The sequence below is a fragment of the Variovorax sp. CF079 genome, from assembly GCF_900101545.1.
Classification (GTDB): Bacteria; Pseudomonadota; Gammaproteobacteria; order Burkholderiales; family Burkholderiaceae_C; genus Variovorax.
In genome coordinates this window covers 194,390-209,062 of sequence record NZ_FMZU01000001.1, presented here as the reverse complement: position 1 = coordinate 209,062, position 14,673 = coordinate 194,390, and the positions used below count along the sequence as shown (strand labels likewise).

The 14,673-nt window shown below is 64.8% G+C and carries 17 protein-coding genes; 15 read left to right on the top strand and 2 right to left on the bottom strand.

What is annotated here, in order from left to right; all coding sequences use genetic code 11:
• Position 1 precedes the first annotated feature (1 nt).
• From BLS74_RS01150 to BLS74_RS01120, 7 genes are read left to right on the top strand one after another with little or no spacing between them, the layout of a single operon-like run.
• Entirely contained in the window at positions 2–484 is a 483-nt protein-coding gene (locus BLS74_RS01150; protein WP_093102272.1) for an NUDIX hydrolase, read from the top strand.
• Positions 465–1,019 (top strand): GNAT family N-acetyltransferase, encoded by a 555-nt coding sequence (locus tag BLS74_RS01145; protein WP_093102270.1) that lies wholly within the window; start codon positions 465–467, stop codon positions 1,017–1,019. Before BLS74_RS01150 ends, BLS74_RS01145 begins: the two co-directional genes overlap by 20 nt.
• Entirely contained in the window at positions 1,016–1,423 is a 408-nt protein-coding gene (locus BLS74_RS01140) for a VOC family protein (RefSeq protein WP_093102268.1), read from the top strand. Before BLS74_RS01145 ends, BLS74_RS01140 begins: the two co-directional genes overlap by 4 nt.
• 27 nt (positions 1,424–1,450) lie before the next feature.
• Positions 1,451–1,870: a PaaI family thioesterase gene (locus BLS74_RS01135; RefSeq protein ID WP_093102266.1), complete on the top strand. Its 420-nt coding sequence runs from the start codon at positions 1,451–1,453 to the stop codon at positions 1,868–1,870.
• 14 nt (positions 1,871–1,884) lie between these two features.
• Entirely contained in the window at positions 1,885–2,451 is a 567-nt protein-coding gene (locus BLS74_RS01130) for a GNAT family N-acetyltransferase (protein ID WP_212733604.1), read from the top strand.
• Positions 2,448–2,870 carry a GNAT family acetyltransferase gene (locus BLS74_RS01125; RefSeq protein ID WP_093102262.1) on the top strand — a complete coding sequence of 141 codons (423 nt, stop codon included), beginning with the start codon at positions 2,448–2,450 and terminating at the stop codon, positions 2,868–2,870. The genes BLS74_RS01130 and BLS74_RS01125 overlap by 4 nt, the downstream gene beginning before the upstream one ends.
• Positions 2,867–3,352, top strand: coding sequence for a RidA family protein (locus BLS74_RS01120; protein ID WP_093102260.1), 486 nt, complete (start codon positions 2,867–2,869; stop codon positions 3,350–3,352). The genes BLS74_RS01125 and BLS74_RS01120 overlap by 4 nt, the downstream gene beginning before the upstream one ends.
• Here the strand turns inward: BLS74_RS01120 and BLS74_RS01115 are convergent.
• Entirely contained in the window at positions 3,349–5,049 is a 1,701-nt protein-coding gene (locus tag BLS74_RS01115; RefSeq protein WP_093102258.1) for a long-chain fatty acid--CoA ligase, read from the bottom strand. The genes BLS74_RS01120 and BLS74_RS01115 overlap by 4 nt on opposite strands.
• A 150-nt stretch (positions 5,050–5,199) precedes the next feature.
• Here BLS74_RS01115 and BLS74_RS01110 point away from each other — a divergent pair, with 150 nt between their 5' ends.
• The 6 genes from BLS74_RS01110 (at position 5,200) to BLS74_RS01085 (ending at position 10,460) form a co-directional block, all read left to right on the top strand.
• Entirely contained in the window at positions 5,200–5,640 is a 441-nt protein-coding gene (locus BLS74_RS01110) for an OsmC family protein (protein ID WP_093102257.1), read from the top strand.
• Between the two features lie 94 nt (positions 5,641–5,734).
• On the top strand, positions 5,735–6,661 hold the full coding sequence (locus BLS74_RS01105; protein WP_244503718.1) for a Bug family tripartite tricarboxylate transporter substrate binding protein: 927 nt from the start codon (positions 5,735–5,737) through the stop codon (positions 6,659–6,661).
• Positions 6,662–6,873: 212 nt separating this feature from the next.
• Complete coding sequence (locus tag BLS74_RS01100; RefSeq protein ID WP_093102255.1) at positions 6,874–7,269, top strand: response regulator transcription factor; 396 nt, start codon at positions 6,874–6,876, stop codon at positions 7,267–7,269.
• Positions 7,266–8,024, top strand: coding sequence for a YaiO family outer membrane beta-barrel protein (locus BLS74_RS01095; protein ID WP_170855464.1), 759 nt, complete (start codon positions 7,266–7,268; stop codon positions 8,022–8,024). The genes BLS74_RS01100 and BLS74_RS01095 overlap by 4 nt, the downstream gene beginning before the upstream one ends.
• Positions 8,005–9,069, top strand: coding sequence for a HEAT repeat domain-containing protein (locus BLS74_RS34900; protein WP_139191610.1), 1,065 nt, complete (start codon positions 8,005–8,007; stop codon positions 9,067–9,069). The genes BLS74_RS01095 and BLS74_RS34900 overlap by 20 nt, the downstream gene beginning before the upstream one ends.
• A 125-nt stretch (positions 9,070–9,194) precedes the next feature.
• Entirely contained in the window at positions 9,195–10,460 is a 1,266-nt protein-coding gene (locus BLS74_RS01085; protein WP_244503701.1) for a glycosyltransferase family 2 protein, read from the top strand.
• Positions 10,461–10,470: 10 nt separating this feature from the next.
• Here BLS74_RS01085 and BLS74_RS01080 read toward each other — a convergent pair whose 3' ends face one another.
• Positions 10,471–12,972, bottom strand: coding sequence for a CHASE domain-containing protein (locus BLS74_RS01080; RefSeq protein WP_170855463.1), 2,502 nt, complete (start codon positions 12,970–12,972; stop codon positions 10,471–10,473).
• Between the two features lie 154 nt (positions 12,973–13,126).
• On the opposite strand from BLS74_RS01080, the gene BLS74_RS01075 reads away from it, so the two are divergent.
• Positions 13,127–13,876, top strand: a complete 750-nt coding sequence (locus BLS74_RS01075) for a GntR family transcriptional regulator (protein WP_093102671.1) — start codon at positions 13,127–13,129, stop codon at positions 13,874–13,876.
• Positions 13,873–14,664, top strand: a complete 792-nt coding sequence (locus BLS74_RS01070) for a transporter substrate-binding domain-containing protein (protein WP_093102245.1) — start codon at positions 13,873–13,875, stop codon at positions 14,662–14,664. The genes BLS74_RS01075 and BLS74_RS01070 overlap by 4 nt, the downstream gene beginning before the upstream one ends.
• The last annotated feature ends 9 nt before the right edge of the window (positions 14,665–14,673 follow it).

Below are 14,673 nucleotides of genomic sequence, written 5' to 3'. Positions count from 1 at the left end.
CATGATCTCTTTCGACGCCGACACGCATCGCTTCAACCTGCGAGCCGCAGCGGTCGTGCTGCACGAGGGCGCTGTGCTGCTGCACCGTATCGAGGGCGATCCGTTCTGGTCGGTGCCCGGCGGACGGGTCGAGCCCGGCGAAACCGCTGCCGCCGCAGTCGTGCGCGAGCTGCAGGAAGAACTGGCGGAGACCGTGCATTGCGAACGCATGCTGTGGGTGGTGGAGAACTTCTTCAACCACCGCGGGCGCGAGCACCACGAAATCGGCCTGTACTTCCTGGCAGAGCTCTCCCCGGGTTCGCGCCTGCTCGCAGGACCCGGGCCCTTCATGGGCAGCGAGGGCGAACTCGCGTTGACCTTCGAGTGGTTCGACTGCGCAAGGCTCGGCAAACTCGATATCCGGCCGTCGTTCCTGGCGCGCGCGCTGGCGTCGCCTGCGCTTCCGTTCGAACATGTGGTCCACCATGAGCGAGAAACCGCCTGAATCCCTGTCGTTCCGGCCGCTCGAGATGACGGACCTTCCGATGCTTCACGAATGGCTGTGCCGTCCGCACGTCAGCCAATGGTGGCAGCCCTCCCCCACGCGAGCCGAGGTCGAAGAGGAGTTCGCGCCGTTGACCGACGCCGGCCGCGACACGACGCACGGCTATATCGCCCTGCTCGGAGCTCGCCCCATCGGCTTCATCCAGTGCTACGTAGTCATGGGTTCCGGCGACGGCTGGTGGGAGGAAGAAACCGACCCCGGTGCGCGCGGCATCGACCAGTTCCTTGCCAACGCGGAAGAGCTCGGAGCGGGCCTCGGCAGCGCGATGGTGCGCGCATTCGTCGACCGCCTGTTTCTGGACCCCGAGGTCAGCAAAGTGCAAACCGATCCTTCGCCGGACAACGGGCGCGCCATCCGCAGCTACGCGAAGGCCGGCTTCGTTGCGCACGGAGAAGTCATGACGCCCGACGGCCCTGCCCTGCTGATGCTGCGCACGCGATCGACCGGCGACCTATCCACCTGGAGCACACAATGATCCACATCCGCGACATCGACCACCTCGTCCTGCGCGTCATCGATCTCGACCGGATGCTTCGCTTCTACTGCGAGGTGCTCGGCTGCACGATCGAGCGGCGGCAGGATGCCATCGGCCTCGTTCAGCTCCGCGCCGGGCGCTCGCTCGTCGACCTCGTTCCGGTGGACGGCGAACTCGGCCGCGCCGGCGGTGCTGCGCCGGGCAAGGAGGGGCGCAACCTCGATCACTTCTGCTTTCGCGTCGAGCCCTTCGACGAGGCCGCCATTCGCCGCCACCTCGAAGCCCACAAGGTCGAAGCCGGCCCGCTGGCGACACGAAACGGCGCCGAGGGCGAGGGGCCTTCCATCTATATCACCGATCCGGAGGGCAACGTGATCGAACTCAAGGGACCGCCCGACAATTGATCCTTTCCATCGAATCGCGTTCATCCCATGTTGACTCCCGAACAACTCAACCAGCGCGGCGCAGAAAACCTGCCCGGCCATCTCGGCATCGTCATCACGCACGCGAGCCTCTCGGAAGTGCGGTCCGAACTGGCCGTGAAGACATCGCTCATGGCGCCCAACGGCTACCTCCATGCGGGGAGCGTGGTCACCTTGGCCGACACCTCCTGCGGCTACGGCTGCGTCGCCAACCTGCCCGAAGGCGCGACGGGCTTCACGACCCTCGAGCTCAAGTCCAACCATCTCGGCACCGCGCGCGACGGCACCATCGAATGCACGGCAGCCGCGGCCCATCTCGGAAAGACGACGCAGGTATGGGATGCCGTGGTGAAGCACCGGGAGACGGGCAAGACCATCGCCCTCTTCCGTTGTACGCAGATGGTTCTGTACGCCAAGCAGAGCGGCTGAGCGCCGAAAGCCCCGTGGAAAAGCCGCTCGCCTTCCACGAGGTCTCCGCCGAGCGCTGGCCGGACTTCGAGCGCCTGTTCGAAGCCAAGGGAAGCCCCAAGTATTGCTGGTGCATGGCCTGGCGCGCATCGTCCGCGGAAGCCAAGGAAGCGGACGACGCCAGCCGCAAGGCGGCGATGAAAGAGCGCGTCTGCTCGGGCACACCGGTGGGCCTGCTGGCCTATGCCGGCGAGGAGCCCGTGGCGTGGTGTTCCATTGCGCCGCGCTCGACCTACCGGCGCCTGGTCGGCGACCAGAGCGCCGACGACGGCATCTGGTCGATCGCCTGCTTCTTCGTCGTCCGAAGACTGCGCGGCACGGGGATTTCGCGACAGCTCATCGCCGCCGCGGTGCGCCACGCGCGGTCGCATGGCGCGAAGATGATCGAGGCCTATCCCGTGGACGCCGACTCGCCAAGCTACCGTTTCATGGGCTTCGTGCCTGTGTTCGCGGAGGCAGGCTTCACCGAGGTGGGGCGCGAAGGCAAACGCCGCCACGTGATGCGCCTCAAACTTTCATCACCACGCCGTTCGAATAAATGAAGATTCGCCCTTTCCAGCCCTCCGATGAAGGCAGCGTCGTCGCACTCTGGCACGCATGCGGCCTCACGCGCCCGTGGAACGATCCGCACCGCGACATCCAGCGCAAGCTGGGCGAACAGCCCGAGCTCTTTCTGGTCGCCACCGAGAACGACGCGCTGCTCGGCTCCGCGATGGTCGGCTTCGACGGCCACCGCGGCTGGGTCTACTACCTTGCGGTATCGCCGCAGCATCGCAGGCTGTCGATCGGCCGGGCGCTGATGCAGGAAGCGGAACAGTTGCTCATCGAACGCGGTTGCCCCAAGATCAACCTGCTGATCCGCTCGTCCAATGCCGAGGTCATCGCGTTCTACCGCAAGCTCGGGTACACGCAGGACGACGTGGTCAGCCTCGGACGACGGCTCATTCACGACACCCCATGACGCACATCGAACACAAACTCAAATCCCTGGGCCTGGTGCTCCCGCCGCCGATTGCAATGCCCGCCGGCGCGGTGCTGCCCTTTCCCTGGGTGCGCATCGTCGGACAGCGGGCGCTGATCTCGGGCCACGGACCGCAGCATGCCGACGGCTCGCTCGCCGAGCCGCTCGGCAAGGTCGGGCGCGAGCTCACGCTCGAGGATGGTTACGAGGCGGCGCGCCTGACCGCGCTGGGCATGCTCGGCAGCCTGAAGCGCGCGCTCGGCGACCTGGACCGCATCACGGCCTGGGTCCGCGTGTTCGGCATGGTCAACGCGGCACCGGGCTTCGACCGCATGCCGTCCGTGATCAACGGCTTCTCCGACCTGATCCTCGAGCTCTACGGGCGCGAGGTCGGCGCGCACGCACGCAGCGCAGTCGGCATGGCCGAGCTGCCGTTCGACATTCCGGTGGAGATCGAAGCCGAGGTCGAAATCCGCGACTAGGACCCCGTTCCCTTGCTCTCCGCCTCCTGTAGCAGCCGCCACATCACCTTGCCGCTGCCGCTCTTGGGCAGCGCATCGACGAACTGCACCGCGCGCGGAATCTTGTAGACCGCCATGTTCTCGCGGCACCAGTCGATGATGTCCTTTTCGGTGGTGTTCTTGTGCGTGGCGCGCAGCACCACCACGGCCTTGACCGACTCGCCGCGGTAGTCGTCCTTCATGGAGATCACGCAGGCTTCCTGGATCGCCGGGTGGCGGAACATCAGCAGTTCGACCTCGGCCGGCCAGACCTTGAAGCCACTGGCGTTGATCATCCGCTTGAGTCGGTCGGTCATGAAGAAGTAGCCGTCCTCGTCCATGCGGCCCATGTCGCCGGAGCGGAAGAAGCGCTTGCCCTCGAAGTCGACGAAGGCCGCGGCCGTGGCGTCGGGCCGCTTCCAGTAGCCCTGGAACACCTCGGGGCCGTGGATGATGATCTCGCCCGATTCGCCGATCGGCATCTCCTTCAAGGTGTCGGGGTCGACCACGCGCGCATCGGTGCTCAGGTAGGGGATGCCCAGGCACTGCTGCTTGGGGTTCTCGAAAGGGTTGGTGTGCGAGGGCGCCGCGGTCTCGGTGAGGCCGTAGCCCTCCTGGTACTTCAGCCCGTACTGCTCCAGCAGCCGCTGCGCCACCGCCTGCGGCATCGCCGCGCCGCCGCCGCCGATGTAGGTGAGGCTGCTGAGGTCGAAGTTCGCGAAGTTGGGGCTGGCCATCAGGTCGATGACCATGGTCGGGATGTTGGTCCAGCTCGTGACCTTGCGGCGCGAGATCAGGCGCCCCGCCACCTCGCGGTCCCAGCGCGGCATGATGACCAGCGTGCCTCCGACCAGGATCGTGGTGTGCATCATGCTCACCACGCCGGTGATGTGGAACATCGGCACCACGGCCAGCACCACCGCCTCGCACGAGCCCAGGCCCCAGAGCTGGCCCGCGAAGGCGTTGTGCATCGGGCTCGAATGGTTGTGGATGCAGCCCTTGGGCAGGCCCGTGGTGCCGCTGGTGTAGGGCAGGAGCGCCATGTCGTTGGCGCCGACCACGTGCTCGGGCGGCGCATGCCCGGAGTTCAGCGCATCGGTCCACGCCATGACGGCGCCGTCCGCCAGCGCGGGCAGCGGATGGCGCGCCAGCAGCCAGTCGCGCCACACCGGCGGCGGCGCCTCGTCGCCGCCGGTGTCGGCATCGAAGGCGTCGGTGAACTGGGTGACGATCATGTGCGCCAGCCGGTCCTTGGGCGCGAGCGCGTCGCTCGCCTTGGCGAGCTCGGGCGCCAGGTCACCGGTGGTGATGGCGACCCTGGCATCCGGATCGGTGATGTAGTGCTTCAGCTCCTCGGCGCGGTTCATCGGATTGACCGGCACCACCACCGCATTGGCGCGGAGGATCGCGAAATGCGCGATCACCAGCTGCGGGCAGTTCTGCATGTCGAGGATCACGCGGTCGCCTCGCTTCACGCCCAGCGCATGCAGCGTGCCGGCCAGGCGCTCGACCTGGTCGGCGAGCTCGCGGTAGCGGGTCTCGCGGCCGAAGAAGACCATGGCCGCCTTGTCCGGAAAGCGCGCCGCGGAAGTGGCGAGGTTGTGCCACAGCGAGGTGGCGGGAACGGTGATCGAACGAGGCAGGCGCTCTGGCCAGAACTTGTAGTGCGGGCGGTCCATACGGTGATCAGTCTCCAATCAGCTCCGAGCCTACGATGCCGGGCGCGCGCCTCGCATCGGGGAAGCCCCGACGGCGTCACCTGGGTGACTCCCGGCGCGTTCTGCCGTACAACGGCAGGTCGTTCCACCCCACCCACCAAAGGAGCTCACATGGCAGCAGACAAGCACGCAAGCGTTCACTGGGAAGGCGCCGGCAAGGCCGGCAAGGGCCAGATCAGCACCGAAACCGGCGCGCTGAAGGACTACCCCTACGGCTATGCCAGCCGCTTCGAGGACGACAAGCGCGGCACCAACCCCGAAGAGATCCTGGCCGCGGCACACGCCGGCTGCCTCACGATGGCGCTGGCCTTCGCGCTCGAAGGCGCGGGCTTCACGGCCGACGCGATCGACACCAAGGCCGCGGTGCGCCTGGCCCGCGACGGCGCGGGCTTCAAGATCGACCGCATCCAGCTCGAGCTCGAAGCCACCATTCCCGGTATCGACGACGCCAAGTTCCAGGAACTGGCGGCCGGCGCCAAGGCCGGCTGCCCGCTCTCCAAGGCGCTCGCCAGCGTGCCCGAGATCACCCTGAAGGCGAAGCTGCGCAGCTGAAGCCTGCGGCGGCGGGCCGCTGTTTATGATCGTCCGCCACAACGAGGAGACGAACATGAACAGCAGCACCAGGACGCTCATCGCGGCCTTTTGGATGGCGGCGTCGGCCCACGCCACCGCCGCCTTTCCGGAAAAACCCATCAAGGTCGTGATCGGCTTTCCGGCCGGGGGTCCGCTGGACCAGCACGCGCGCCTGCTCACCGACAAGCTGCAGGCCGTGCTCGGCCAGCCGGTGCTGGTCGACTACAAGCCCGGCGCGGGCGGATCGGTGGGCGCCGACGCGGTGGCCAAGAGTCCGGCCGACGGCTACACGCTAATGCTGGCGAACACGGGCGTGGCGGTGATCAACGGGGCGCTCTACAGCAAGCTGCCCTACAACACGCTGAAGGACTTCACGCCGATCGCGCGCACCGCGATGCAGCCGCTGGCGCTGCTCGTCACGCCCAAGCTGCCGGTCAACAGCCTGCAGGAGTTCGTGCGCTATGCCAAGGCACGCCCGGGGCAGATCAACTACGGCTCGGCCGGCAACGGCGGCATCAGCCACCTGGTGCCGGAGATGTTCAAGACCGCCACCGGCCTCTTCATGGTCCACATCCCCTACCGCGGCAGCGCGCCGGCCTTCACCGACCTCATGGGCGGCCAGGTCCAGTTCATGGCCGAGTCGATCCCGCAGGCAGCCAACTATCACAAGCAGGGCAAGGTGCGCGCGCTCGCGGTCACCAGCGCCGCGCGCAATCCCGCCTTGCCCGATATCCCGACCGTGATCGAGAGCGGCATCAAGGGCTTCGAGGTGGTCGGCTTCTACGGTTTTCTTGCGCCGGCCGGCACGCCGAAGGACGTGGTGGCCAAGCTCAGCGACGCCTTCAAGCAGGTGCTAACCAGCCCCGAGGTGCGTGATCGTATGGTGAGTCAGGGCGCCGACCCAGCTTTCCTCGATAGCGAGGACTTCGCAAGGTTCCTCGCGGTTGAAACCCCGCGCTGGGAAAAGGCAGTCAAGGCCTCCGGTGCAAAGATGGACTAGGTGTTGAGTCGCAGATAGCGCATTAGTTTTCATTTCGACGTTACCCTGGAACTCGGTGTTCCACGTCGGCGGACTCGCAATGCGAGCCGCGACTCGCGCGCGCTTCGGACAGCGCGCGAGGGCGCTATTTGGCCGCACAATCTGCGGAGAATTTCCATCGCTGGAAGATCGACGTCCACTGCAAGCGCTGATCCAAACATCCGCCATCTCTTATGAACCTTCCGACTACGAAGCAGGCCTCGGTTCTCGTTGTTGAGGACGATGAGAATATTGCGTACCTGTTGAAGTTCATGCTGGAGCGGGAGCAGTACAAGGTTGCCCTGGCGCGGGACGGCCGCAAGGCCAAGGAGTTCATCGAAGCTCAATCGCCGCCGCACATCGCCTTGCTCGACGTCATGCTGCCCTTCGTGGACGGCTTCGAACTCATCCGGCTGATCCGCGGCAGCATCACCTGGCGGTCCGTCCCCATTTTGATGCTGAGTGCCAAGGCGCAAGAGCAGGACGTGGTGCGGGCGCTGGATGCAGGTGCCAACGACTACGTCCAGAAGCCATTCGCTCCCAACGAACTGCTGGCGCGCGTTCGCCGGTACGCAAAGGCACCCTCGTGAGGCGTGGTGCGGTCGCCGGCATCCTGTTTGCCGGGCCACTCGTCGCCGCCTGGGCCGGACCCGTCGATCACGGGGATTCGATCGAAGTCGCGGCCGAGCACCAATCATTGAGCAAGGGATTCGCGGACTGGCGGGAAACGTCGCTGCGGGTCGCCCGCGCGTACGGCCCGCGCGAACTCCTCTCCATGAATGTCAGGCGGACAGACCGGTTCGGCCTTGACGACACCTCGGCCGGTCTGGCCTACACAGTGCCGCTCGACCCGCGCTTCGTCGCCTCGATGGAAGCAAGCTTCAGTCCCTCGCATCGCGTCTTGCCCAGGCATGAGCTGGGGGCGGCGATCCAGTACGAGTTCGCACCCGCGTGGCTGCTGCACGGGGGCTTCAAGACCACCGCGTATGACAACACCACGGTCCGCCAGGGCCTCGTGCGGCTGGAGCGCTACGTGTCGTCGTTCAGCTGGTCCGTCGCGTGGCGGCCAACTCAAGCGCTGGGCACCTACGCGCAGGGGGTCGAGTTGCGGGGCAGCTACTACTACGGAGACAAGAATGTCGTGGGACTGATCCTAGCGGCCGGTCGGGAGGCGACTGCGATCGGCGAGCAGCGCGTGGTATTGGCGGACGTCCGCACCGTGGCTTTGACCGGTCGGCACTGGTTCGATCCAGCCTGGGCCCTGACGTACTCGCTGGAGCGAATCCGCCAGGGCACCTTCTACTCCCGAAGCGGAATTCGACTCGGTGTTCAATACAGCTTTTGAGCCGCTGGTGGCCTTCAGTCTCATCGCCGGAGTTGCCGTGCTGGGTCTTAACCTGGTGCTGGCCGGGCTGATCATTGCTCTGCGCGAACGACTGAAGCGGCAAGAGAGGGAGCAGAAGGAGTTCAAGGCGATTTGGCAGCCCGCGCTTTTGGGTGCCTTGTCAGGCCCTGCGCAGTACTTGCTGCCGCCGCTTAGATTGCAAGATCAGGTCGCCTTTCTCAAATTGTGGAACTACATGCAGGAGTCCTTGCGTGGCGATGCCACAGTCCGTTTGAACGAGATCGCTCTTCAACTGCGCTGCGATGAGCTGGCCCGCCGCCTGCTCCGGGACGGAAATCCAACCGAGCGCCTGCTCGCCATGTTGACGCTGGGCCATCTGCGCGATAGCAGGGCCTGGGCCGCGCTGCAGATCGTTGTCCAAGCCAAAGAAACCATTGCATCGCTGACCGCGGCCAGGGCGATGATTCAAATCGATCCCATCGCCGGAGCACACCACCTCATGCCGTCGGTGCTGAATCGCCCGGATTGGGAAATTCCCCGGCTGGCGCGGATGCTGGGCGAAGCGCGCGTCACATTCGAGTCGCTTCTTGTTCCAAGGGTCGCCGCGCTGCCGTCCGCCCAGAAGCTGCGCGGCCTCCAGTTGCTCGAAGTGCTGCGCACCCGACTGCCCGACGCTGCGCTGCTGGGCCTGCTCAACTCGGAGAAAGAGCCCACCATCATTGCGGCCGCGCTGCGCCTGGTGAATACCTTCGCTGTCCGGCCCGCCGTGCTCTCACATCTGGCGCACACCGACTGGCGTGTCAGGGTGCGGGCTGTCCATGCACTGACTCACGTGGCCGTCCCGTCAGACGTTCCACAACTCGCTGCGATGCTCGGCGACAGCGAATGGTGGGTCCGCTACCGAGCAGCCCATGCGCTGGTGAGCCTGCCGTTCCTCGCACACGAAAGTCTCGACGGGCTCAAGCGCCTCAGCGACGATCGGTTGGGCCGGCTGGCGCTCGATCATGTCTTTGCCGAACGAGGTCTCCTATCACACAGCAGCTGATCGTTGAACTCGCGACGTGGTTCATCTTTGGCTACTTCGTTCTGCTGAACGGTTCCTATCTCGCGCTCAATTTCCTGAGCCTCGTCAGGCTCCACCGGGACAACCAGGCCAAGCTGCTCGATGACTTGCCGCAAATCTACTCCGGACTGGAGCCGGCCATCAGCATCCTGATGCCGGCCTTCAACGAGCAGGCCAGCATCGCGGCGTCGGTGCGCTCCATGCTTCAGCTGACCTACTCGGAGTTCGAGGTGATCGTCATCAATGACGGTTCGAGCGATGCGACCCTGGAAATGCTGGTGCAGGAGTTTTCGCTCGTCCCGTTCCCCGAAAGCTATCGACTGCGCCTCCAGACCGCACCGATACGTGCGGTCTATCGTTCCCCGCGCTTTCGCAACCTGCGCGTGGTAGACAAGGAAAACGGCGGAAAGGCGGATGCGCTCAACGCAGGCATCAACGCCGCACGCTATCCGTTGTTCTGCGGCGTCGATGCCGACTCCGTGCTCGAGCGAGACAGCCTGCAGCGGGTGGTCAAACCATTCCTGCGTGATCCCCGGATGGTGGCGAGCGGGGGAACGGTGCGGATATTGAACGGTTGCGAAGTGCAAGACGGCGTCTTGACACGCGTCGCGTTGCCGCGCAACTTCCTGGCACTCTGCCAAGTGGTGGAATACCTGCGCGCGTTCCTGTTCGGACGGCTCGGGTGGTCACAGTTGAACGCCATGCTGATCATCTCCGGCGCATTCGGGCTGTTTCGCACGAACACCGTGGTTGAAGTGGGTGGCTACCGAACGCGGACCATCGGCGAAGACATGGAACTGGTGGTGCGCATGCACCGCATCCTGCGCCAGCGCGGCCAGCCCTACCGGATGGAATTCGTCCCGGAGCCCGTTTGCTGGACCGAGGCCCCGGAAGACTTGGCCACCTTGCGAAACCAACGCATCCGATGGCAGCATGGCCTCTGCGAAAGCCTCACCAGCAACTGGGGCCTGATGTTCAGCTCGCGCGGCGGGGCACCCGGATGGCTTGCTTTTCCATTCATGGTCCTGTTTGAATGGCTGGGACCTTTGATCGAAGTCGCCGGCTGCGTCCTCCTGCTTTTTGCAGCCCTGCAGGGGCTGGTTTCTTGGGCCGCGTTCGGCGCATTCATGTTCCTGGCGCTGGGATTGGGCGTCCTGCTTTCAGCATCAGGCCTCTTGCTCGAGGAGATGTCTTTCCATCTGTACCCGAAGCTTCGGCAAGTGGCGCTGCTGGGCCTGGTCGCTCTTCTGGAAAACTTCGGCTATCGTCAGCTCAACACGACCTGGAGATTCATTGGGCTGGTTCGATGGGCCGTGCGGCACAAGGCCCGCTGGGGAACGATGAAGCGCAAGGCCCACTGGAAGGGTCAATGAGACCGGCCGCTCAGGGGCCGGAAACCCCAGGCAGGTCGAAGAAGAACTCCGTGCCGACACCCACGGTGCTGATGTAGTCGATACGCCCGCCGTGGGCCTCGACGATGCTCTTGCAGATGTTCAGGCCAAGACCGGTTCCCCCTTGTGCTCGACGGTCCGACCCATCGGCTTGAGCAAATCGATCGAAGATTCGCGGGCGGAACTCCGCCGGGATCCCGATACCCTGATCCGACACGCCGACACGGATTTGCCCGTCGACCATGGACATCCGAACGGATACCGGATGGTTGGGCCTGGAGAACTTGACCGCGTTGGAAATGAGGTTCACCAGGACTTGAACGATGCGGTCCGGGTCCACTTCGACGTACAGATTGTCGAGACGGCTTTCAAATTCGAGCGATACGTGGAACTGATCGGCATAGGCCCGCATGGCGCCAACGGCCTGGTCGACGAGCGGCGCCAGCGCTTGCCTTGATTTCGCGTAGTGCATCAGCCCCGCCTGGATACGCTCGACATCGAGGACATCACTGATCAGGCGCATCAATCGCTCACAGCTCTTGTGTGCGACGGCGACAAGCTCTTGGACATCGGGCGGCAGCGGACCCGCCGTTTCCGAACCCAGCAGGCTGAGCGAACCGTAGATCGCCGTCAGCGGCGTACGCAGTTCATGCGAGACGGTCGAGATGAACTCGTGCTGCATCCGCTCGATCTTCTTTCGCTCCGAGATGTCCATGTAGGTCGTGACGAACCCGCCTCCAGGCATCGGTGCACTGCGCACTTCGAGCGGTTTGCCGTCGTGCCGCTCTCGCTCGAACAACATGCGCGTCGGATACTGCGCACGTTCGAGCATTCCAGCCACGATGTCCTCGACAGGTCCGGGGCCGTACTCGCCTCGCGCGGCGTTGTTGCGAACCACGTCCTCGAAGCGAACCGATCGCCCTGAAAAGAGTTCGTCCGGCAGATCGAGCAGCTCGCGAAACTGCTGATTGCTGGCGGCGAGATGCAGTTGGCCGTCAAACACGCTCAGGCCACAAGGCAGGTTCTCCATGATGCTTTTCAGCATCGCGTGATTGCGGCGCAGCTGCTCTTCAGCGTGTTTTCGGGTGGTGACGTCAAGGCCGATTTCCATGAATCCCGTCAAGCGACCCTGGGCGTCGTGGCGGGGCTGCACCTCCAGTTCGATGGCGTGGTGCGTCCCGTCCTTCGATCGATTGACGACTTCGACGCGACAGCTCGTCTGCGCCTCGGCAGCGCGATTCATGACGGCGTAAGTCTCGGGATCGGTCCTGCCGCTGCCCAGAAGCTGAAGCGGTGTTTGACCGCGCGCATCTTCGAACGTATAGCCATAGAAGCTCGCGAACGCGTCATTGACCCACTGGATCTTGCAATCCCGATCGGTGATCACCACCAAATTGGAGGTGTGCCGCACGACAGCCGCCAGTCGCTCCAGATCGGTCGTCATAGCTTGTGCCAGTGCGTAGGCACGTGCGCGTCCTGTGGCAAGCAACCACATGGTGAGCGCCAACAAAAGGCTCACGAGCACGCCGCCCACGCGCAATGACGTCGGAATCCAGCGATCCAGGTCGTGCTCGAAGGCGGGCGTGGTGTTCACGCGAAGGGTCAGCTGCCTGCCACCGATCGGCAGCCGCGTGGTCATTTCTTGCACGGCCTTGCGCGAAGTGCCTTCGTCGGCGTGCAGAGTGCTCCCCCCGGGAGTGCCAGCAAGAGATTTGCTGGCGAAGAGAAGATTGCCAGGCTCCGCATCTCCGTCGTACAACGAAAAGTCGATCTGCCGATCCGAGCCGCCCGCGCTGCCAGCGAGCAGGTCTTCGGCCACGATGGGGGAAAACAGCAACCCGAGCAATTCGGCCTGACGCTGTTGCATGACGCCAGGATCCTTCCCGCTTCGATACACCGGCGTCATGTAGAGGAAGCCAGGGCGCTGTCTTTCGGATTGCAGGAAGATGCGACCGCTGAGCGTGGGGCTCCCTGTCGACACGGCACGCTCGATCGCTTGTCTGCGCGTGCTTTCGGACCCGATGTCGTACCCCAGAGCCGGTTGGCTGATCGCGACGGGTTCAAGGAATTTGATCACGTACAGATCGGGCGCATTGCCGACAGTCCGCACGGTGAAATGGGGAGCTTCGTCGCGTCGCTCGGCGGCGACGAAATCGGGCAAGTCGTCCCGGCTCACACGCTGAGCAAAGCCGAATCCACGGACACCAGGAAACTCCTCCTGCAGGTTGCGGGAGTTCACGTAGGCGCGAAAAGCGTTTCTGCTGACTGCCGGATGGACGGCAAAGATCCCGCGCGCTCCATTGAGTCCATGCACCGGCTGCCGGAACCGCCGCTCGATTTCTGCTTCAACGAGTTCCACCTGGCGCTCAAACTTTGCCCTGGTGGCTGCGTCGATGTTCTGCTGTTGCAAACGCGCCGCGGCAAAGGTCAAGAACAGCCCAAGCGCGAGCACCGCCCCGGTCAACAGCACTCGCACACGAAAAGGCCTGTTCACTCTGGACTCCACGACATCGACCGCATTCTGCCGGAGCGATGCACCCAAAACGGCCGTTTCCGACGGTCAGCCTGACCAAACCGGGGGCCAAGCACCCGATTTGGTGCACAGATCTTGCATACCAGTTGGCATGAAAACTGCTGATATGCAAGCCATGGCCATTTCCGCTCCCGAGATCAGTGCGCGCATCGTTGAAGCGGTGATGGCGCAGAAGCTCGCCCCCGGCTCGCGCCTGGGCGAGCAGCAACTCGCGATGCTGTTCGACTGCAGCCGCACCATCGTGCGGGAGGCGCTCACGCGGCTGGCGGCGCGCGGCATCGTGACCGTGAGCGCACGCCGCGGCTGGTTCGTGATCGAGCCCTCGCAGGCCGAGGCGCGCGAAGCCTTCGAGGCGCGCCGCGTGATCGAGTCGGGCCTGATCCGCAGCGCCGGCCCGATCGACAAGGAGGCCCTGCGCGCGCTCAAGGCACATCTGAAGCGCGAGAAGGCCGCCCTCAAGGACAGCGACATCGGCAACCGCAGCTACCTGCTGGGCGACTTCCACGTCTGCCTGGCCGAGTGTCTGGGCAATTCGCTTCTGGCCGACACGCTGCGCGACTTCACCGCGCGCACCACCTTGATCGCGATGCTCTACCAGTCCTCGCACGACGCGGCGCAGTCCTGCGAGGACCACGTGCGCATCGTCGCGGCGCTGGAGCGCGGCGACACCGCTGGCGCCGAGGCGCTGATGACCGAGCACATCGGCACGGTGCAGTCCGCGCTGCGCGTGCAGCACCCCACCGACCCGCTGGCCCAGTTGCGCGACGCGCTCGCACCGCTGCGCCACGCGCCTGCCGACGACAAGACCAAGGCACAGCTTTTGCGTGATCCCGATTCATCGACCTACCTAGGAGCCCTGTTATGAAATTTTCCAAACGCCAATTCGCGCTGGCCCTGGCATCGGCCGCGCTGCTCGCCTGCGGTGCCGCCCAGGCCCAGAGCGCGCTCGACAACGTGCTCAAGTCCAAGACCCTCAAGGTCGCGGTTCCCACCGACTACCCGCCCTACGGCTTCGTCGGCCCCGACATGGCGCCGCAGGGCCTGGATGTGGAGATGGCCAAGCTGATCGGCGCCAAGCTGGGCGTCAAGGTCGAGCTGGTGCCGGTCACCAGCGCCAACCGCATTCCCTATCTGCAGACCAAGAAGGCCGACCTCGTGATTTCCACGCTGGGCAAGAACGCCGAGCGCGAAAAGGTGATCGACTTCAGCGCCGCCTACGCGCCCTTCTTCCAGGCCGTGTACGCCGCCAAGAGCCTGAGCATCAAGAGCTTCGCCGACATGGGCGGCAAGTCGGTGGCCGTGACGCGCGGCGCCATGGAAGACCAGGAGCTCGCCAAGGTGGCGCCGGCCAACGTCGACTACAAGCGCTTCGAGGACAACAACGCGACCATCGCGGCCTTCGTCGCGGGCCAGACGCAAACCATCGCCACCAGCGCTGCGGTGGCCGGCAACATGATGCAGAAGAACCCGCAGCTCGGCGCCGAGTACAAGCTGCTGCTGAAAGACAGCCCCTGCTTCGTCGGCATCGCCAAGGGCGAGGACGCGCTGAAGGCCAAGGTCAACGAGATCATCGCGGCCGCCAAGAAAGACGGCACGCTCGACGCCCTGTCGAAGAAGTACCTCGGCAAAGAAGCCGGCGATCTGCCGCTCTGACACGGCACT